This is a genomic window from Pseudomonas sp., assembly GCF_026224925.1.
GTDB lineage: Bacteria > Pseudomonadota > Gammaproteobacteria > Pseudomonadales > Pseudomonadaceae > Aquipseudomonas.
Genome location: NZ_JAMFRV010000240.1, coordinates 1 through 19871, shown reverse-complemented (window position 1 = coordinate 19871; position 19871 = coordinate 1). Strand labels below are relative to the sequence as shown.

Genomic DNA, 19871 nt, shown 5'->3' with positions numbered 1-19871 from the left:
GTTGGCGCTTGCTCTCCCGGCAAACTGACCAGTATGGTCTTCATCAACGTAGCGAGTTCTGCTTGCTGTTCAGTGGTTAACGCGTCCAGGATCAGCTCTTGAGTTCGCGTATGCACCTTGATTGCCAAATCGATTTGAGCGATCCCCACGGGCGTGAGCCCTACGTGAGAGCTCCGTCTGTCTAGGGTGTCAGCAATGCGTTCGACTAACCCGGCACTCTCAAGCCTGGCCAGTCGATTAGTCATCGCCCCGGACGTAATCAACAAGTGTCGATACAGCTGAGTAGGGGAAAGGCGGTAAGGATGACCTGACCGTCTTAGGGTAGCCAAAACGTCAAATTCGCCCTCCTTGAAACCGAATGACATTAACGCCTCTGCACGCATTCTTTCGAGATGCTTTTGCAGCATCGCCATCCTTCCAAATACCTCCATCGAAGACGCGTTGACCTCAGGCATCGACTCAGCCCACTGCGCTACGACGAAATCAACGTGGTCTTTCATTCCGGCCCCCTCTAAACCCGAAATAATACCTTGAAGCCTCTGACTTGGAGAATTTAAAGTCCGCCTTCTATTTATCTTAACGTTAAGATACATTTATTGCCGTAGCTTTTTGGGAAATATAGGAGAGGCAGGAATGGCTTTTTTCGAGCATGACCACGGTTGGCACTACTACCAAGATTTCAATAGTGCGATAGGTCCATTTTTTGGAGGGTTGGCCCATGTCTAATGAATCGAATCAAGCCAATCCTCCTTCAATGATTATGGGGTTGATCGCGCTGGTGGTAGGACTGAATTTGCGCCCAATTCTTGCGGCGATAGGCCCGTTGCTGGCAGATATCCAAACTGGAACTGGCTTAACTAGCGCACAGGTCAGTCTGCTGACATCGCTGCCAATACTGGTTATGGGGGTGTTCGCCCTTGCTAGTGGTCGACTGCAGCGTCTTATAGGGGAGCCACGAGGAATTGCTCTTGGGCTGGCTATCATTGCGTCGGCCAGTGCCGCGCGCTGGTTCTTCAATGGCTCAATGGGGTTGATCATAACCGCTGCGCTGGGCGGAATCGGCATCGCCCTTATCCAAGCGTTGATGCCGTCATACCTTAAAAGCAATCATCCAACCCAAGCTGGCCGCATGATGGGGTTGTTTACCACGGGCATCATGGCTGGGGCGGCAATAGCTGCTGCATCTGCTGCGCCCCTATCTGAGCTTTATGGGTGGCCCAACGTATTGGCGATAGCGTGCATCCCCGCGCTGATAGGGTTATGCATTTGGGTGCGAAGGGCGAATAGCAAATTCGTGATCAGTTCAAAACGACAAAGTTTACCGGTGAGATCGGGGAAGGCGTGGTTGTTGTTGGTGTTTTTTGGTCTCGGTACCGGTGCTTATACTTTGGTGCTCGCATGGCTTCCGTCTTACTACGTCCAGCTCGGTTGGAGTGCTGGGGATGCAGGCTATCTGTTGGGGGCGCTGACTTTAACTGAGGTCGTGGCTGGACTGCTGGTTTCAGCATTGATTGGTTCTTTTCCGGATCGACGTGCGCCACTGGCGGTTGTGTTGATGCTTTTGTTAGGTGGGTTGATTTGCCTGACGATGGCACCATTGACGATGGTAGCGGCGGCAATTGTCCTGTTGGGGCTTGGGATTGGTGCTTTGTTCCCGCTCTCCTTAATTGTCACCATGGATCATGCTGACAGTCCGTCCAAAGCGAGTTCCCTGTTGGGATTCGTTCAAGGGGGTGGATACCTGATCGCAGGGACAATGCCCTATATCGCGGGGATAATCAGAGATCATTCAGACTCGCTGGCGACTGCGTGGTGGGCGATGCAAGCAGGAGTCCTCGTATTGCTACTCATGGTTTTTTTCCTGAATCCCAGAGGGAGAGACTGTTTGGTTCTCGCTAAATAATATCCTCAGTGGGACTCATTCAATCCGCCGCGCAAATAACTATGGGCGACCTGTATCGGCTCGCTCCCAACGGTTGGATAAACATCGGTTTGCCCGCGCCACGATCCATGAACCTGGTGCAGCACGCCGTTGTATCAAGCGACGTGTGGCGCTCGCAGGTATTGGCAACATTCCGTGAAAAATATCGGCGGTAAAAGGTTACCTACGCTGCGCCCCTGAGCCCGGTTAGTCCGAACGAGGTAAGCCCCGGCCGGGCGGCTGTGACAGGATCAAAAGACCTAGGCTCTGGGTTCATGTACGAGCGAGCCGGTGATGTGCGCGGGGGGTATTTTTGAACCGATGGCGAGGAGATCAATTTTGACGGACACCTTTGACTATATCGTGGTCGGTTCCGGCTCGGCGGGCGGCACCTTGGCGGCGCGTCTCAGCGAAGACGGCCGCTACCGGGTGCTGGTGCTGGAGGCCGGCGGAAGCCACAAGAATTTTTTGGTCCGTATGCCCGCGGGCTGGGGGGCGATGACCTACAGTCCCAAATTTTCCTGGATGCACAAGACCGAACCGGAAAAGTATGCAGGCGGCCGCCGCATGATGATGCCCAGGGGCAAGCTCGTCGGCGGTTCGTCCTCGATCAACGGTATGATCTATATCCGGGGCCACGAGCAAGATTACGCCGATTGGGTCACGGCTGGCGCCACGGGCTGGAGTTGGCCGGAACTGTTGCCGCACTTTGTGCGGACCGAAGATCAGAAGCGCATTCGTAATGCCTTGCATGGCCAGGGCGGTCCGCTCCCGGCGAGCGACCTGCCGGTGGTGCACCTGCTGACGCACGCGATGATTGACGCCGCCGCGCAAGCGGGCCTGGAACGGGTCGACGATTTCAATGATGGCCAGGCCAAGGGCGCGGGGGTCTTTCAGGTCAATTTCCGTGACGGCCAGCGCTCCTCGATTGCCAGCAATGCTATCGAACCGGCCCTGCGCCGACCCAATTTGAAGCTGGTCATGCGGGCGATGGTGCAGCGGATTGTCTTTGAAGGGCTCCGCGCAACCGGCGTGGAATACAGCCTGCCCGACGGCAGCCGCCACATCGCCAAAGCCCAGCGCGAGATACTGGTGTGCGCCGGGGCCATACAGTCGCCCCAGTTGCTGATGGTCTCGGGCGTCGGTCCGGCATCGCAGTTGCAGGCCTTGGGTATCCCGGTGGTTGCGGACTTGCCCGGCGTGGGCGAGAACCTGCAGGACCACGTGAGTGCGCCGTTGTGCTGGCGGTTGAAGCCGGGCGTGCGAGGGATGAACAGCAAGTTCCGTGGCTTGGGCCTGGCGGGCTCGGTGCTGCGTTACCTGACGACCCGCACCGGGCCGATGATGAGCCCGCCCGCGGAATTCGGCTGCTACCTCAAGAGCGATCCCAAGTTGGCGTATAACGATATTCAAGTATTCGGCCTACCGATGACCGGCCAGACCGATTCCGACAGCGACAAGGCCCCACAACCGGACAGTTTCGAGGGCATGACGCTGGGGCCTCTTCAGGCACGGCCGTTCTCACGCGGCCATGTGCGACTCAAAAGCCGCGACATGGATCAGCACCCGGCGATTACCATGAACTACCTGCACGACGTGCGTGATCGTTGCGCGCTGATCTGGTCATTGCGCTGGTTGCGGGACATGGTGAAACAGCCGGCGCTGGTCGGATTGATCGACGCTGAGGTACGACCCGGTCCGCAGGTGCAGACCGACGAACAATGGCTGTCCTGGATGGAACCTTTACTCACCACCGCCTATCACCCCGTGGGCACCTGCCGCATGGGACATGCAGATGACGCGATGGCCGTCTGCACCCCTGATCTGCGTGTACGTGGGTTGCAAGGCTTGCGGGTGATCGATGCGTCGGTCATGCCCAATCTGATCTGCGGCAATACCAATGCCACGACCGTGGTGATTGGCGACAAGGGCGCCGATCTGGTGTTGGGGCGCACGCCGTTGGCTCCTCTCCATCTATCAGTAAGCGGGCAGTGAATCCATCTTGCTTTTTATCGTCGTGAGTTTGCAGCTCCAGAGATAGCAAAAGGAGTGCCTTCATCAGTCGCGACAAAATGGCTTAAGATAGTCTAAGGCTGGAATGGAACATCTCGACTAAAGGACGCGACATTTATGGATATCCCCTTTTCTCAAATCAGCGAACGTTTGAACAATCGCCGATTTACGGTAGCGGGCAACGCTCACGGGCTATCCGGTGCAGGCACCGTATTTCACTATCATGTCGAGGAAGATTCCATTGCGGGTACTTACCAAGGCGGCCGGATCCGCATGGGTAATCAAGTCGGACGCGTGACAGGCCCGGATACCATTGAGCTTCTTTATCATTGCCTAACTACGGATGGTGAGATTCTTGCCGGCTGGTCTCGTGGCACGGTAGGCGTTGATCACGCAGGACGCACCACTCTGACCTTCGTATGGGGTTGGTTATCGGGTGCGACCGGAGGTGGGGAGTCGAGCTACGTCGAGCTTGCCGCGTAGCAGGTGAGGCTTTTTTGATTGCCCTGGCGTCCATCATTGGTACGCGTTGTTTTGCCGTATTCGGCGGCGCAAATCCGCTTCCAGGTCGCGGACCTCACTCTCGATTTCGTATAGCAACTAGATGATGATCAGCGTTTACGGATCGGCTGGATCTGGTACTCACACAGCTAAAAGGCAGAGGAGGGTGGCTACAAACGTGACGACTATTGCAGCAGCCGAGCACGTTGCTTCTATGATGGGTTAAACGGTAAAGAAACGGGGCCGACGTGGGCCCCGCTACTTTAACTCCATCAGGCAGAAACGAACTCACTGCCCATGATCGGCTTCCAGTTCTGTAGCGGCGTCAGGTAATGCAGTTCAAAACGGCGCTCTACAAAAGCCCAGCGCCCGTTCCGACGTTCAAGGCGATCAAGGTATAAACCGCTAATTTGTACAGGCCCCATCTCTACATGGGTGGCCAGGCAATCAACAGCGACTTTGGCCGTAGCAAAATCGCCATTAAGGTCAATTAGTGTATTGGCCATCCAGTGATGCATATGCGGCATCTGCGCCCAGTTCTGATGCGCTGAGGCAACAATGGCGTCAATCCCTTCGAAGTTGCCGAAGGCATCACCCAGAGCAAGAACTGCGCCTTCGTGCCAAATACTCCGTAGTAGATCAACGTCATGATTGTCAAATGCTTGGCCGTACTCAGCGGCCAGGCGCTGAATGGCGAGTTGACTTTCGACGTTGTCCAGTCGGGTTTCCAGATCTTGAGTGCTCATCTTGATTTCCTCTAATTAATCTTGAAAGTCAGTACTCAGTGTCAATGAGCGCCAGCGCGCGGTCTCTTCAATGACAGCGGCCAGTTTGTTTTCCACGACCTTTAAAGCGTCGGCGCCAGCAATGAAGCGCAGCGGCGGGTTGGGTTCATTTACCAACTGAACCAGAGCTGTACCCAGCCGATCGGGGTCACCCACCTGGTTGTGATTACGCCCAGCAAATATCGCCTGCGCTTTAGTGCGGTATTCGTCGTAGTCGTCAAGCTGGCGACTACCAAGCTTCAATGAACGGTCGTCAAGGAAGTCAGTGCGAAATGCACCCGGCTCGACGATTGTCATTTTGATTCCGAAACCAGCGAGTTCCTGTGCCAACGACTCCGAAAAGCCTTCGATTGCAAACTTGGTAGCGGAGTACATTGACGCGCCTGCTACGCCCTTGAAGCCGCCGTTTGAGGACATGTTGATGACATGTCCGCTGCGTTGCTTTCTGAGGGTAGGCAGTACCGCTCGGGTAACATTGAACGTACCCAATACATTGGTAGCGAACTGACGTTCAATGGCGTCCGATTCAATTTCCTCGAACGGCCCGAATTGGCCGTAACCGGCGTTGTTGACCAGTACGTCAATGCGTCCGAAATGGTCCAGGCACGCTTTGACTGCTGCGTTTGCATCGGCTTGAACGCGAATATCCAACTGTGCAGTAAGGACTTGCTCGCCGTAGACGTTATAAACGTCGTTTAACCGGCCGAGGTGCAAGTCAGTCGCGACTACCCCGTCACCGGCGAGCAAGGCTGCTTTGGCAATCCCAGCACCAATACCGCTAGCACTGCCAGTGATAATCCAGACTTTGCTCATACAGGCATGTCCTCTTCGATCCATTTCAACGCCGAAGTAAATACAGGTGCCCAGCCCAATTCTTTGCGCGCACGTTTGGCGCGGACACGGCTATTTGTGCCAAAGGTATAATGCGCATGCAGGTATCCCCAACGTACTGCGGCTTCTTCGACGGTCCAGTATTGAACCGGATCAAGTTTCAGGCGGCGTGCAATCGACTGACCGATCTCAAGAAAAGAGGCCTCCCCATTTTCGATAAAGTAGAACGCGCCGGCCGGAGCTATCTCAAGCGCCAGGAGGAATAATTCAGCCACGTCCAGTACGTGAACATTGGACCAGCGATTGACACCCGTACCGACGACGCGGACGACACCGCTCTCTTTAGCCTGCTGCACCAGCCATGGAATTTGAACGCTTTCTTTGTGGACTCCTGTACCAGTGCCATAGATGTTACTTGGACAGATCACTACCGCGCGGACGTTTTTGTGGGCCGCAGCCATGACTTTAAGCTCGATGTCACGACGCGGCTGTTTCGACTCGGCCACCACAAATGGAGTGTCCTCGTCGAAGATATCCGGGTTTACCTTTAGGCCCAGTGCGTCATCGCCAATCACGCTGGAGCCACTGGTGTGAAGGAAAGGTTTTCCCGAACCTTCGAGCGCTGAAATGAACGCTTCAACAGCCTTGAGGTGGTCACTGTCAGCAGTATGGATGACGCCGTCTGATGCTGCGGCTTCACGCTTAAGCAAGCCAATATCGTCCAGGCTGCCGATCACTGGCTCAATGCCTAGCGCCTTGACCTGACGTGCTTTTTCTTCGTCGCGAACCAGGCCTCGAACTGAGTTACCGGCCTTGATCAATCGCATTGCCACTGTGCCGCCAACAAAACCATTGGCGCCTGTCAGGAAGATGTTCATAAAAGCCTCTTGTGTTGAAAATCAGATCCGATACGCCTCGTGGCGATCGATGCAGACCAATGTATGGATGAAAGGAAAGGGGAATAAGTAGGGGGCGAGTCGTCTGAGTAATGACGCTGCAGTCATCAATGCAAGATTCAGTGCTTTTTTGGTATGGATCAAAGGAGCTGACTCCGATGAGCTTGTTTTAGCTATCGCACTGCACTTTCACTTACATGTCAAATATTAGACTTATGTGATTGACAGTCATTTTCAGTCGGAGCAAGATAATTTCAAGACAACTTCAACGAGCCGATCACTCGGCTCGAGGTCAAATAACAACGGAAGGAGTTGGAAATGAGTAACCGACAACTTGCACCCGCTGCCTTGTGGAGTGGCAAGATTTACAGTGAAGGCTGGATTGAGCCTGGCTTGGGAACTGAAGCTGTTCTCGAAAAAGCCACTGGTGTTGAAATCGGTAGAATTGGTTTTGCTTCTGCCAGCGATATCGCTGCCGCAGCTATTTCTGCAAAAGCCGCGCAAATCAGTTGGGCCGCCTTGCCAGCGCCCCAACGCGGTGATGTGATTCGTAGGTTTTCGCAGTTGGTGCTTGAACACAGCGAAGAAATCGCCGCAATGATCGTCTGTGAAACGGGCTCGATTGGACCTAAAGGTCAGTGGGAAGTCCACATGACGGCCCGGGAAATTCTGGAAGCCGCCGCACTGGCAAGTCAACCTGGTGGGATGCTCGTGGCATCGGCTGAAGTGGGCCGGCAGAGTGTCGCTCGACGCATCCCTATCGGGGTCGTAGGAATCATCACACCCTGGAACTCGCCGTTTTTGCTGGCGTCCCGCGCGGTTGCACCTGCCTTGACCATGGGCAACGCGGTCATCCTCAAGCCTGACCCACAGTCGCCTATTTGCGGTGGCGTGTTCTTCGCGCAACTGCTGGAAGAGGCCGGTCTGCCTAAAGGACTATTCCACGTATTGCCGGGCGGCGCCGAAACCGGAGATGCGTTGGTTCGTGATCCGTTAGTGAACATGATCAGCTTCACCGGCTCAACCAAAGTTGGCCGTCAGATCGGTGGAATCGCTGGAGAGATGCTCAAACGTGTTTCGCTGGAGCTGGGGGGTAATAATCCGTTCATCGTGTTTGACGACGCCAATATAGAGGCAGCCACCAGTGCAGGAGCATGGGGTTCGTTCTTTCACCAAGGCCAGATATGCCTGAGCACCGGCCGCCATTTAATTCATGAGCGCATCGTCGACAGATATGTCGAATCTCTTGCGGCCAGAGCGAAAAAATTGGCGGTCGGTGATCCAGCTACAAGCGATGTTCACTTGGGTCCGATCGTGAACGAGCGGCAAGCAGCCGGCGTCGACCGGATCGTGGCTGCATCTTTAGCCAAGGGCGCGAAACTGGTTGCCGGTGGTTCGCGCGATGGTCTGTTCTATCAGCCAACCGTCGTCAAAGGCGTAGTGCCGGGAATGGCGCTATTTGACGAGGAAATCTTTGGCCCGGTCGCCGCGATTACTACGTTCAGCGATGACGAACAGGCCATTGCCCTGGCGAATCAGACTGACTATGGATTGTGCGCCGCTATCGTCACTCCAGACCTCGCTCGCGCCCAGCGGGTTGCTGACCGTTTGCATTCCGGGATCATCCATATAAACGATCAGACGGTTTTGCATGAGGTCTACGGTCCTATTGGCGGCGTAGGCGTGTCCGGCAACGGCTTCAACCATAGCACCTTAACCAACGCTGATCAGTTTACTGAGTGGCAATGGATTACTACCCGCATAGAGATACCACCTTACCCGTACTAAAAGCCTACTCAGCATTGCGTGAAACGAGACCGCGCTTTCAGGCTGGCTCGACAGGCCAGCCTTTCTGACAATAAAAACAATTGAGGAAGCACCATGTCCATAACTGCATTTGCTACAGAACTGATTCACGAATCCGACGTTAGCTTCGATGATGAGGCCGACATAGTTGTCGTGGGCTCCGGTGCTGGCGCCTTCTCGGCGGCGATTACCGCGAGCAAGCACGGCGCATCGGTTATTCAGTTGGAAAAAGCCGTTCAAATCGGCGGTACAACCAAAAAAGCAGCCGCCGCGTATTGGGTGCCGAACAACCACTTTATGCGTAGAGGTGGCCGCAAAGACCCAAAGGCCGACGCCATGAAATACATGGCTCGACTGACACGTCCGGCCTCATATGACCCTGCGAAACCTCACTTAGGGCTTACCGAGTGGGAATACCGTATGACGGAGGCGTTTTATGACAACGCAGGTCCTGCAGTTGAACAGCTAACCGAATGGGGCGCACTTGAACCTGTGCGTTGGGAAATACAGCCCGATTACTACGCCGAAATGCCGGAAAATAAAGCGCCGTACGGACGCATTATTTACCCCCATCTGTTTGGCGGCGATACCGATGAGGTCGGAGACGGCTCGGACATGATCAAGGTATTCGCCAACGCTGCCCAAGAGCAGGGTATCGATTTGCGAACCGGGCATAGGGTGAGCAAAGCGGTAGTTAATGACCATCAACAAGTAGTAGGTGTTATTGCCCAAACCGATTCGGGAGACGTGGCGATTCGTGCCCGCAAGGCTGTCATCTTCGCCAGCGGCGGTTTCACCCATAACGTGGAGCTGCGTACTCACTCGCTGCCCGGACCCGTATTTAGCGGCTGTGCTGCCAAATCCAATACCGGCGACTTCATCCCTATTGCCCAAGCACTGGGTGCCGAACTGGTCAATATGAACGGATCCTGGTTAGCCCCTATGGTCCTTGACCGGGCCATTGCCAATCGGCCAGATGCGACGTGTTCGTTCAGCATTCCCGGCGACAGCATGATTTTCGTTAACCGATTTGGCCGTCGGGTGGTCAATGAGAAAGCGCCTTACCAGGACATCGTTCCGACGTTCTGGGCTTGGGAGTCGCAAAAAGCACACTATCCCAATCTGGTGCTCGTGATGTTATGGGACGAAGAGACCCGGCTGTTCCATGCCGGCGATAAATATGGCAACCCGATAGGTCGCGCAAGAAGTTCTGAAGGCACCGGACCGGACAGCGCAGATGCTTCACATATCCTTCAGGCTGCGACTCTGGCAGAACTTGAAAACAAGATTAGGGATCGTCTAAACAGCTTCGCCAGTCATACCGGGGACTTCAATCTGGACGAAAGCTTCCTCGATAACCTGCATAGCACCATTGAGCGCTTCAACGGTTTTGCCGAAAACGGATGTGATGAAGACTTTCATCGGGGCGAAACGGCTATCGAGTTGTATTTCAACATGGGCGCACGTCCTGGTAATGATAAAAATGAGACGCTTTGGCCGATCTCTGCTGAAGGACCTTATTACGCCACATTACTGGCTCCGGCGACCCTTGATACTAAGGGCGGTCCGCGAACTGACGTTACCGCTCAGGTACTCAACCGTTCAGGCGCTGCAATCGATGGCCTATACGCCGTGGGCAATTGCGCCGGGGCCATGTCCGGCGGCAGCTACTGGGCAGGCGGCGCCACGCTGGGACCGATCATCACCATGGGCTATGTCGCTGGTTTGAATGCAGCCCGACAGAAAGTTCGTGCGGCGCCAGAAAAAACTACCGCAGATGTTCCCGCCTAACCATTTGCTGACTGACTGCACGAGTCAGCCATTATTGGAGTACCACCATGAGTGAAATTCGCAAAGTGGCCGTCGTCACTGGCGCTGCCCAGGGCTTTGGCCAATCTATCAGCATCGGCTTCGCCAAACGTGGCATCGATGTCATCGGTGTTGACCTGTCTGACTGTGCTGAGACCAATGAACACGTAACGGCACTTGGGGCACGATTTGTTGCTCTCAAAGCCGATGTTTCCAGCCCGGAATCCACAGAGCTGCTACAACAGCTAATAGCGAGCACGTTCGGTCGATGCGATATTTTGGTTAACAATGCAGGGATCTATCCCAACAAGCGCTTTGCTGATGTGGATTTTGCCCTGTGGCAGCGCGTCCATCGGGTCAATCTTGATTCGCAGTTTCTGATGGTCAAGGCGGTCTTACCATCAATGATTAAGAACAGTTGGGGACGTATTGTTAACGTGACCAGCAACTCTTTAGGGCTGGTGGCGCCGGGTCTGGCTCACTACATGTCCAGCAAGGCCGGGGTCATTGGCTTTACTAGAGGCTTAGCCACGGACGTCGCCGAACATGGCATCACCGTAAATGCCGTAGGGCCTACCGCATCGCTGACGCCGGGCGGCAAGTCGGGCATTGATCCCGAGGTTATTCAGATGATAGCGGCCACTCAAGCCATCAAACGTCCCGGCACCGCCGAAGATATTGTCGGCACTGTGATGTTTCTTTCCAGCGAAGACAGCGCGTTTGTCACGGGCCAGACAATCATGGCTGACGGAGGGCTGGTGCGTCTTTAACCCTGAATAAACTGAGAACTTCATCCAGTAAAAACAAAAGGATGTTCATCATGAAGCTAGAAGGAAGAGTGGCCATCGTGACGGGTGGTACCGGGGGGATAGGTCGCGCCGTCTGTGATCGGTTCAGCGCGGAGGGTGCGAAGCTGGTCGTTGTGGTTGATCGTAACGAGCCAATTTACGATCTGCAGCCCGGCCAGGTATTCCGCCAAGGCAGTGTTGCCGATCCGGAGTTCTGGGAAAAGTTAGTCAGCGAACTCGAAGACCGCCATGGTCACATCGATGTGCTGATCAACAATGCAGGCATCATCGACCACACCCCTTTGCACGAGGTTGAGTTGGATAAATGGAATGAAGTTATCGCGGTCAATCAAACGGCTGTGATGTTGGGTATGCGAGCGGTTATACCCGGGATGCTGAGGAAGGGCAAAGGTGCCATCGTCAACACTTCTTCGATCTGGGGCACAGTGGCCGTTGAAGGTGTTGCCAGCTATCACGCCAGCAAAGGTGCGGTACGCCATTTGAGCAAGAACGCAGCGTTGACCTATGCCAAGCGCGGCATTCGCGTCAATTCCGTTCACCCAGGGCTTATCCGCACGCCGATCGTTGATAAACAAGCTGATGAAAAGAACGCTTGGGTCATAGCGCAAACACCCATGGGCCATATGGGCCGACCCGAAGACATTGCCGCAGGCATGCTGTTTTTGGTTAGCGACGATGCGGCTTTCATCACCGGTACTGAGTTGTACATAGATGGCGGGTACACCGCCCAGTAAACCTTCGACGTTTTGCCGTGCAGATATTGACGATTAAGTCAATTATAAAACCCATAAGTCAATAATAACGAGGTAATCCCCATGAGTGATCAAACCATTCTCGCCCGCCTGGACGTGCTTGAAAGCCGTGTTGCCATCGAGCGCCTTATCAACAGCTACGCCCAGGGATTCGACAGTCGTGACCCTGAGTTGGTTAAGTCGCTTTGGTTCAAGGATTCGAAGCTGTTGATGGGGGCCTTCGGTGAATACGAAGGGCTTGACGCTATCGTCAAAGCTGCCGAAGGCTTCTGGAGTCAGATCCGGCACATGCACCACTGGATGGCCAACGTAGTGATTGATGTAGACGGCGACAAGGCCACGTCGCGGGCTGCGTTGGACTGTTTCGTTATTGATAACGAGGACGGCCCGACACAGATTGGCGGCTTGTACACCGATACATTCGAGCGTCGCAACGGCCGCTGGGGCATTTTGGTCCGCCAGTTCGATCTCCATTACCAAACCCCGCTAACTGGCTGGCAGTCGAAGCAGGGCACGGATTCCTGAGTGGTTCGCCACTGATTGTCGCCGGACCCACCTGATGCTCAAACCAGGTGGGTCCGGTACCGCTACAATTTTATTCTAGTTTTGACTTATAAGTTTTATATTTGACATGTTAGTCAATTTAGGTGAATTTACATCTTGTACCCAGCTACCAGGATGTTCGGAGAACAATCATGAGTGCCCACGCTTCTTCACAAGCGACTGCTGGATTCCTCAACACCGACTGGAATCCAGGTAACGTACCCACTGGTACTACGACTACCAACGTGGTGTTGCGCACGGCTGACAAGGCCGCGACTTCCGGATCGCTTTATCAGCCCATTGCGCCATCGGATACTGTCGTCTGTGTCATGCACCCGCGTGAGTTCATGGCCTGCCACTATCTGATTCCCGACATCGTAGAAGCCGGATATGCCGCCTGGTCCCAGGCCCCTCGTTCGGTGGGCAATGATCTGCGTTTGGAGCATGAGCTGGCTTTGCATGATGTGGCCGCCGGTTTGAACTACCTGCAGTCTGTCGGTTTCAAGCGAATTATCTTATTGGGTAATTCTGGTGGCGCTGGCCTGTATGCGTTCTACGCAGAACAGGCAGCGCTGCCAGGAGATCAGCGTATCGCCAGAACCCCCGGCGGCCGTCCGACCCAGCTTGCAGAGCTGAACATGCCTATCCCGGAAGGATTCGTCCTCGTCGGGCCACATCCGGGGCAGGGTGCATTGCTGATGAACTGCATTGACCCATCGGTGACCGATGAAAATGACGCGTTATCGATCGACCCGGCGCTGGATCCGCTGAGTTTTGAAAATGGTTATAACGGTTCAAACGATACCCATTATTCGGCGTCGTTTATTCAGCGCTACCGTGACGCTCAGCGTGCCCGTGTTGCCCGGCTTGACCGTTTAGCCGAGGCCTTGATCGAGCGGCGCCAAACCGCACGCAAGCGCGTCAAAGACCTGGGGCGTGATGCCAGTGCTGAAGACCGCCGGGTCGCCGCACATACGCCCATCATCAATGTGTGGCGCACCGATGCCGATTTACGCTGTTTCGATTTGGCGCTAGATCCGTCCGAACGCCGCTTCGGATCATTGTGGGGAAGCGATCCCTTTGCATCTAACTATGGCGCGGTGGGCTTTGCCCGCCAGTGCACCCCGGAGAGCTGGCTTTCCACTTGGTCCGGCCTGTCGTCTAACGCGTCCCTGTCGCGCGCGGCTTACGCATTGACCCAGCCGACACTGGTCATTGAATACACCGGCGACCAGGCATGCTTTCCCGGCGACGTGCAAAAAATTTATTACGCCTTGGGCTCGGCAGACAAACAGCACTGTCGGGTCAGCGGCGATCACCACGGGCGTTCGATACAGCCCGGCGGTCCTCTTGGTCGCACCGAGGCAGGCATGCACCTGGCTGGATGGCTGAAATCAAAATTTGCTCAGTAAAACAGATCGAAACCCATTCATTCAATTTTGGAGGCGTCCATGACTGCTCTGGAACCCATACCTGTCAAATTGCAACTGCACGGTGTCGACCACACCGCCCGACCTACCTGGAAATTGCGCGAGACCATTGAGTTCTACCGTGACAAATTGGGACTGCCATTAATTCATGTGATTTCTGCAAGAGGTTGGGGGCCGAAGACCCACCCTGACTTTTTGCATTTTTTCTTCGACAGCGGAAAGGGCAGCACCATCGCGTTCTTCTACTACCTAGGTTCGCAGCAACCACAAACACTGGACGGCCGCAGTGAAATGCGTCCTGCGCCTGACGACCATGTGTTCGATGCGACCCACACCGCCTGGGAGGTCGAAAGTGCAGGTGAATTGCAGGCCTGGAAACATAAATTGGAAGCCCAGGGTTTGAACGTGTCGGTGGAAACCCGCCATGAGGTTATCGAGTCGATCTACGTGCGTGACCCTAACGGATATTTTATCGAGTTCACCCGTAAGTTGCGGCCTTTGGGGGAACTGGACGCCTCGGATGGCTTATTGACGCTGCAGGCGGCGTTGGACGCAGAGGACCAAGCACATAGCGAAGGTCGCCGGATGACTGAAATTGACGAAGTATGGGCGCGAAAAGCCCAACTTATCGATGCCCAGGTCGGCGGTGGCAGCGCTGCGATTCGCTTATATATTCCTCAGGTCGAAGAGTTTTCTTCCATCGTTAAGGACGCCGCTAACCGCAGCGATTGCCGCGTTGTGCCAATGACTGGGTATGACCGTATCGATGCCGATGCGCCCATAGAATTCCGCCGTAGCGTGCTCGCACTGAAACCGGCCATTTGGTATGGCCTGTTTACCGGCGGAGTTCACGGCACTATCGAGATACTAGACCGGGACCGGGTAGTGATTACGCCACCCTTGGCTGGCCCAGCGGGAATGTAAACATTCTCGTGTTCCTTACAGCGTGAGCTTTATAACAATAAGTGATTGTTCCAGGACCGCTTCTTGGAATAGGAGGCATTACGTAATGAAAGGCATACTTAGCCCTATCGCAGGCGTGATTTATCCGGCGGCGCAACGTGCGAAAGAATATTTTGCCAATGGTGCTTGGGTCGATAAAACGGTCGGTCAAGTCCTTCGCGAAACCGCAACAAAGCATCCCGAACGCATCGCATTTGTTTGCGATGGCGAAAGCCTCACATTCGAGCAACTTGATACTGCCAGCGAGCGACTGGGAGCGGCTTTGTTGCGTTTGGGGATTAGAACGGGCGACCGCGCGATATTCCAACTGGGCACTTCGCTGGAAACGGTAATAGTGCTCATGGCGTGCTTCAAGGCTGGCATCATTGCGGTGTGTTCGCTGCCGCAACACCGTGAGGTTGAAATCGGCCAACTGGCAAATAAAACCTTAGCCCGAGCTTATTTCGTGCAGGCAGATTTTGGCCGCCACGACCTGGTAACGTTTGCTCTCGGGATGATGGCGCAAAGTGCCACCCTCAAGCATTTGATCATCGTGCGCGGGGAAAGCAGCGGCCTTGGTAACTTCGATTCGCTGATGGCTAACATGCCACTAGAGTCCGCCCGTGAATTACTTTCACGAGTAAAGCTAGGCAGCGAAGACGTGCTGAGTTTCCAGTTGTCGGGCGGCACTACCGGAACACCAAAGGTCATTCCTCGGTTTCACGCCGAATACCTGGGGCAATCCCATGATCTAGCCAAGCTCTATCAAGTCGATGAGCATAGTAAAGTCATCTGGTCACTGCCGCTGTTGCACAACGCGGGTCAGCTCTATGCGCTCCTGCCACCGCTTCTGTTCGGCATTACCACCGTTTTGATGTCCAAGGTGGACATTCCGGTAATGCTTGACCTGATCGAAATGCATCAGGTGACTCACGCGTTATCGATCGGCCCCGTCGCACCCCAGCTACTGGCGTACCAGTACATCCAAAAGCATGACCTGAGCTCTTTGAGGATGTTCGCTACGATGAGTCGCTCGGAGATTCTTGAGGCGCATCTTAACGTGCCGTGCTCGAACCTTTACGGCTTGACGGAAGGCTTGTTGTTCGGGGCCGCGCCTGATGCACCTACTTATGTGCGCCATCAGACCCAAGGCTCTTCCGGCTGCCGCTACGACGAGTTGCGTCTGCTGGACCCAGAAAGCGAAACACCTGTTGGGCAGGGACAAATGGGGGAGTTGTGTTTCCGCGGTCCGTCGAGCCTTATCGGCTATTTCGACGATCCAATCGCCAACACTGGCGCATTCACGTCCGATGGTTTCTATCGCTCTGGCGATATGATGACGGCTCACATTATTGACGGAGTGACTCACTACACGTTTGAAGGTCGCCTGCGAGACAACGTCAATCGCGGCGGTGAGAAAATCGGCTGTGAGGAGGTGGAGAGCTTCGTTTGCCGTCACCCTGCAATTGCCGACGCGAAATTGGTCGCCATGCCCGACCCAATTTACGGCGAGAAAGGTTGTATTTTCATCATCCCTCGCAATGCGGCGGTCATACCTGACCTCAAGCAGCTCAGCGATTTTTTGGTAGGGCAGGGGCTCGCCAAATACAAGTCACCCGAGCGTATCGAACTGATCGATACCTTTCCGATCACCAAAGTAGGCAAATTGGACAAGCCTGCCTTGAAGCGGATTCTTGCCGAGCGTGTGATCGGTGAAGAGACTTGCATGTCATGAATGTCTCTCAAGGTGTTGTTAGCCAGATGCCGTTTGTTGCGCGGCGCCGGGTCAAATGGGGCGACTGCGACCCAGCTGGCGTGGTCTTCACGCCCGTATTCGCTGAATACGTGATCGAAATTGCCGAGCTGTTTTATGAACATTTGCTCGGCATGTCGCCTCAGCACGCCAAGCAATCCCATGGCTTTGGTACGCCAACTCGGGCTCTGGCGTTTGATTTTCGCGCTTCACTTCGCCCCGACGATGAGTTCGATACCGAGGTGCAGGTCAGCGAAGTCCGTAGCCGAAGTTACGTGCTGGTACTGACAGCGCGTAACCAAGCTGGGGAGGTAGTTTTCGTCGCCAACCATACGCCGGTATGTGTTGCCCGCGCTGAGCGCAAAAGCATAGTTATTCCGGAGCTGTTTCGCGAGGCACTGGTCAATTACCAGCATCAATACTCGCAAGCCGTTAACCGGGGCATTCCAGAGCATATCTCATGAAAATCGCGATCATAGGTGGGGGGCCAGCGGGTTTGTACTTCGCATTGTTGGCAAAAAAACATAACCCTCGACACGACATAGTGGTTTACGAGCAAAACGCTCGCGATGCTACGTATGGCTGGGGAGTGGTTTTTTCCGACGTCGGCCTGGCGGCATTCGCCGAAGCCGATCCGGAGTTCCACAAAGAATTCATTGCCCACCACGTGGGCTGCGATTTCCTGGAGATTGTTCATCGTAATACCCGCGTGCAAGTCCATGGAAATCACTTCTCGCGGACCTCACGTATTGACATGTTGCATACCCTACAAGGTGCCTGCGAGCGAGCCGGCGTACGCGTCAATTATGGAGAGCGTATTGAGGACTTCAACGCGCTCGCCAATCAGGTCGATCTGCTGGTAGCCGCCGATGGGACTAACAGCCGAGTACGTACGCACTATGCCGAATACTTCGAGCCGAGTTTCGAAGCTCGCCGAAACAAGTTCGTTTGGTACGGGACGCGCCAGCGTTTTCATCCGGTTTCGCTGATTTTTCATGAAAGCGAGCATGGAGTGTTCATTGCCCACAGCTACCAATATAGCCAGGAGTTGAGCACCTTTCTGGTGGAGGTCGATCCTGAAACCTGGCGCCGGGCAGGACTCGATCATGCTAGCGATGAAGAGAGCAGGCGTATCTGCGAGCAGATATTTGCGGCTGATTTAGGTGGTAATCAACTGCTGAGCAACCGTTCTTCATGGTTTGAAGCCAGCGTCATACGTAACGAACGCTGGACCTACAACAACATTGTGCTCCTGGGAGATGCCCTACGAACGGTGCATTTTTCTTTGGGCTCGGGAACTCGCATGGCCATGCAAGATGCCATCGCGCTTCACCGGGCGTTGATCGAACATCCTGCTGACGTTCGAGCGACATTCAACCTGTTTGAGTCTGCCCGACGCGGCGCGTCCACGAGTTTTCAGACTGCGGCGGCACGCAGCTTGGATTGGTATGAAAACGTCGCTGATAAGCTTCACCTCGATCCAGTCAGTTTTGCCTACGACTATATGGGACGCACCGGCCAGGTTGCCCACGACGACTTGCGTCGACGCGACCCTCACTTCATAGCATCGGTGGAAAAGCGCATGGCGGCACCGCCGAGTTAGGCCTGCACAAATATTATCCAGGCATGCACGGGTTCTGCAGCATTACCCAACCCAAAGCGCACCACTGAACGTGAACATAAATCCGCTATGCCGGGGTTATGAATGCCGGCAGGAGAGACGCGCACCCAGTAAACCTGAAGTCAGGTTTGCCGTGTCTGCCAGAAGGCAGTCAATCAATGTGTAAATAATAATAAAGGGAGACACCCATATGAATCGATTCGAAAACAAGACCGTTGTCGTAACAGGCTCTGCACGCGGCCAGGGAGCTGCTGAGATTCGTCGTTTCCACCAGGAAGGAGCCAATGTCGTCGTCAGCGATTTACGTGTTGATGATGGCAATGCGCTCGCAGCCAGCCTGGGGGAGCGCGCAATGTTTATCCGTCACGATGTATCCAGCGAAAGCTCGTGGAAAGAGCTCTTTGACCAAGTTGAACAGACATTTGGTGGTTGCGATGTACTGGTCAACAACGCTGGCATCTATCGACCCGCCACTATCGCCGAGACCGACTCTGAATTAATGGAGCAGATGTTCCGGGTCAACCAACTGGGAGTTCTACTAGGCATGAAATACGCTGTTGAACCACTCAAGCGCCGCGGCGGCGGTTCGATTATTAACATTTCGTCGGTAGTAGGACTGCGCGGCTCGGTGGCGACTGTGGCTTACGGCAGTACCAAATGGGCCGTGCGCGGGATGACCAAGGTTGCCGCCAACGAGTTTGCCGAGCACCAGATTCGCGTGAATTCAGTGCATCCCGGATATGTCAGTACAGACATGCTCAAGGCTAATAGCGAGGAGAGCAACGACGCAGGAACGCTGGCAACGCCACTCAAGCGACAAGGCACGCCGGAGGAAATTGCTGCGTTGGTGGCATTTCTGGCCAGCGATGAAAGCGCGTTTATCACCGGCGCCGAAATCGCTATCGATGGTGGTTGGACGCTCTAATCCGATGCGTAGCCTATGAGATCATAGGCTGCGCACAAGAGCCTCCTTGTCCCGTGCCCTTGGCGCTGGCATGCTGCCGCTACTTTGCACAGGGTTTACTTCAGTTATGTCCAAAATTACAAAAATCAAAGCCCCGGCCCGTTACGAGTTGGTGATGAACCAATTAATGGAGGCTGCGGAGCGCCTGTTTGCGCAGAAAGGTGTCGCGGGTACATCCCTTCAGGAGCTCGCTGAGGCGGTTGGCCTGACGCGAACTGGCATCTATCACTACGTTAAGGGCAAGGATGAAATGCTTGAGACGTTGGTACGTGGTTTTACGCTGGAGACTGCCCGAGACCTTGAGCGTCTGACAAGCGCTGACACGGGCACGGCGATTGAGCGACTGCGCGAAGGCGTCACTAATATGGCCTGCAAAGTAGCCCAGCACCCGCAACGATTCCGTCTTTTGCTAACCAGTGAGGGGGCATTTCCAGAAGCATTGGCCAAGCAATATCGGACAGCTCGGAAACGCACGCTGGCGGCACTGACAGACTT

The 19871-nt window shown here is 54.8% G+C and carries 19 protein-coding genes; 15 read left to right on the top strand and 4 right to left on the bottom strand.

What is annotated here, in order from left to right:
• The coding region (locus M0974_RS10445) for a MarR family transcriptional regulator (RefSeq protein WP_297835966.1) at positions 1 to 500 on the bottom strand (500 nt) is incomplete at its 3' end.
• A gap of 218 nt (positions 501 to 718) precedes the next feature.
• On the opposite strand from M0974_RS10445, the gene M0974_RS10440 reads away from it, so the two are divergent.
• The 3 genes from M0974_RS10440 to M0974_RS10430 all read left to right on the top strand — a co-directional run bounded on the left by M0974_RS10440 (position 719) and on the right by M0974_RS10430 (position 4417).
• Positions 719 to 1903, top strand: a complete 1185-nt coding sequence (locus tag M0974_RS10440) for an MFS transporter (RefSeq protein ID WP_297835964.1) — start codon at positions 719 to 721, stop codon at positions 1901 to 1903.
• 357 nt (positions 1904 to 2260) lie between these two features.
• On the top strand, positions 2261 to 3916 hold the full coding sequence (locus tag M0974_RS10435; RefSeq protein ID WP_297835962.1) for a GMC family oxidoreductase: 1656 nt from the start codon (positions 2261 to 2263) through the stop codon (positions 3914 to 3916).
• A gap of 135 nt (positions 3917 to 4051) precedes the next feature.
• Positions 4052 to 4417, top strand: a complete 366-nt coding sequence (locus M0974_RS10430; protein WP_297835960.1) for a hypothetical protein — start codon at positions 4052 to 4054, stop codon at positions 4415 to 4417.
• Positions 4418 to 4707: 290 nt separating this feature from the next.
• Here M0974_RS10430 and M0974_RS10425 read toward each other — a convergent pair whose 3' ends face one another.
• The 3 genes from M0974_RS10425 to M0974_RS10415 are packed head-to-tail and all read right to left on the bottom strand — an operon-like array spanning position 4708 to position 6929.
• A complete protein-coding gene (locus M0974_RS10425; protein WP_297835958.1) occupies positions 4708 to 5181 on the bottom strand; it encodes a nuclear transport factor 2 family protein in 474 nt (157 codons plus the stop codon).
• Between the two features lie 15 nt (positions 5182 to 5196).
• Positions 5197 to 6033 carry an SDR family NAD(P)-dependent oxidoreductase gene (locus M0974_RS10420; RefSeq protein ID WP_297835956.1) on the bottom strand — a complete coding sequence of 279 codons (837 nt, stop codon included), beginning with the start codon at positions 6031 to 6033 and terminating at the stop codon, positions 5197 to 5199.
• On the bottom strand, positions 6030 to 6929 hold the full coding sequence (locus M0974_RS10415) for an NAD-dependent epimerase/dehydratase family protein (protein ID WP_297835954.1): 900 nt from the start codon (positions 6927 to 6929) through the stop codon (positions 6030 to 6032). The genes M0974_RS10420 and M0974_RS10415 overlap by 4 nt, the downstream gene beginning before the upstream one ends.
• A gap of 336 nt (positions 6930 to 7265) precedes the next feature.
• Here M0974_RS10415 and M0974_RS10410 point away from each other — a divergent pair, with 336 nt between their 5' ends.
• From M0974_RS10410 to M0974_RS10355, 12 genes are all read left to right on the top strand, one after another.
• The gene (locus tag M0974_RS10410; protein ID WP_297835952.1) at positions 7266 to 8735 is read left to right on the top strand and encodes a benzaldehyde dehydrogenase; all 1470 of its coding nucleotides are present in this window, start codon (positions 7266 to 7268) and stop codon (positions 8733 to 8735) included.
• A 93-nt stretch (positions 8736 to 8828) separates the two neighbouring features.
• On the top strand, positions 8829 to 10544 hold the full coding sequence (locus tag M0974_RS10405) for an FAD-dependent oxidoreductase (RefSeq protein WP_297835950.1): 1716 nt from the start codon (positions 8829 to 8831) through the stop codon (positions 10542 to 10544).
• Between the two features lie 47 nt (positions 10545 to 10591).
• Positions 10592 to 11332: an SDR family oxidoreductase gene (locus M0974_RS10400; RefSeq protein ID WP_297835948.1), complete on the top strand. Its 741-nt coding sequence runs from the start codon at positions 10592 to 10594 to the stop codon at positions 11330 to 11332.
• 50 nt (positions 11333 to 11382) lie between these two features.
• Positions 11383 to 12105: an SDR family NAD(P)-dependent oxidoreductase gene (locus M0974_RS10395; RefSeq protein ID WP_297835946.1), complete on the top strand. Its 723-nt coding sequence runs from the start codon at positions 11383 to 11385 to the stop codon at positions 12103 to 12105.
• Positions 12106 to 12186: 81 nt separating this feature from the next.
• The gene (locus tag M0974_RS10390; RefSeq protein WP_297835944.1) at positions 12187 to 12648 is read left to right on the top strand and encodes a nuclear transport factor 2 family protein; all 462 of its coding nucleotides are present in this window, start codon (positions 12187 to 12189) and stop codon (positions 12646 to 12648) included.
• Between the two features lie 170 nt (positions 12649 to 12818).
• Positions 12819 to 14078 carry an alpha/beta hydrolase gene (locus M0974_RS10385; protein WP_297835942.1) on the top strand — a complete coding sequence of 420 codons (1260 nt, stop codon included), beginning with the start codon at positions 12819 to 12821 and terminating at the stop codon, positions 14076 to 14078.
• Positions 14079 to 14117: 39 nt separating this feature from the next.
• Positions 14118 to 15020 (top strand): VOC family protein, encoded by a 903-nt coding sequence (locus M0974_RS10380; RefSeq protein WP_297835941.1) that lies wholly within the window; start codon positions 14118 to 14120, stop codon positions 15018 to 15020.
• An 85-nt stretch (positions 15021 to 15105) separates the two neighbouring features.
• Entirely contained in the window at positions 15106 to 16773 is a 1668-nt protein-coding gene (locus M0974_RS10375; protein WP_297835939.1) for an AMP-binding protein, read from the top strand.
• Positions 16770 to 17255, top strand: a complete 486-nt coding sequence (locus tag M0974_RS10370; RefSeq protein WP_297835937.1) for a thioesterase family protein — start codon at positions 16770 to 16772, stop codon at positions 17253 to 17255. The genes M0974_RS10375 and M0974_RS10370 overlap by 4 nt, the downstream gene beginning before the upstream one ends.
• Positions 17252 to 18394 (top strand): FAD-dependent monooxygenase, encoded by a 1143-nt coding sequence (locus tag M0974_RS10365; protein ID WP_297835935.1) that lies wholly within the window; start codon positions 17252 to 17254, stop codon positions 18392 to 18394. The genes M0974_RS10370 and M0974_RS10365 overlap by 4 nt, the downstream gene beginning before the upstream one ends.
• Positions 18395 to 18602: 208 nt before the next feature.
• A complete protein-coding gene (locus M0974_RS10360; protein WP_297835933.1) occupies positions 18603 to 19337 on the top strand; it encodes an SDR family NAD(P)-dependent oxidoreductase in 735 nt (244 codons plus the stop codon).
• A gap of 106 nt (positions 19338 to 19443) precedes the next feature.
• Positions 19444 to 19871 (top strand): TetR/AcrR family transcriptional regulator (locus M0974_RS10355; protein ID WP_297835931.1); only part of this gene is annotated, 428 nt, incomplete at its 3' end.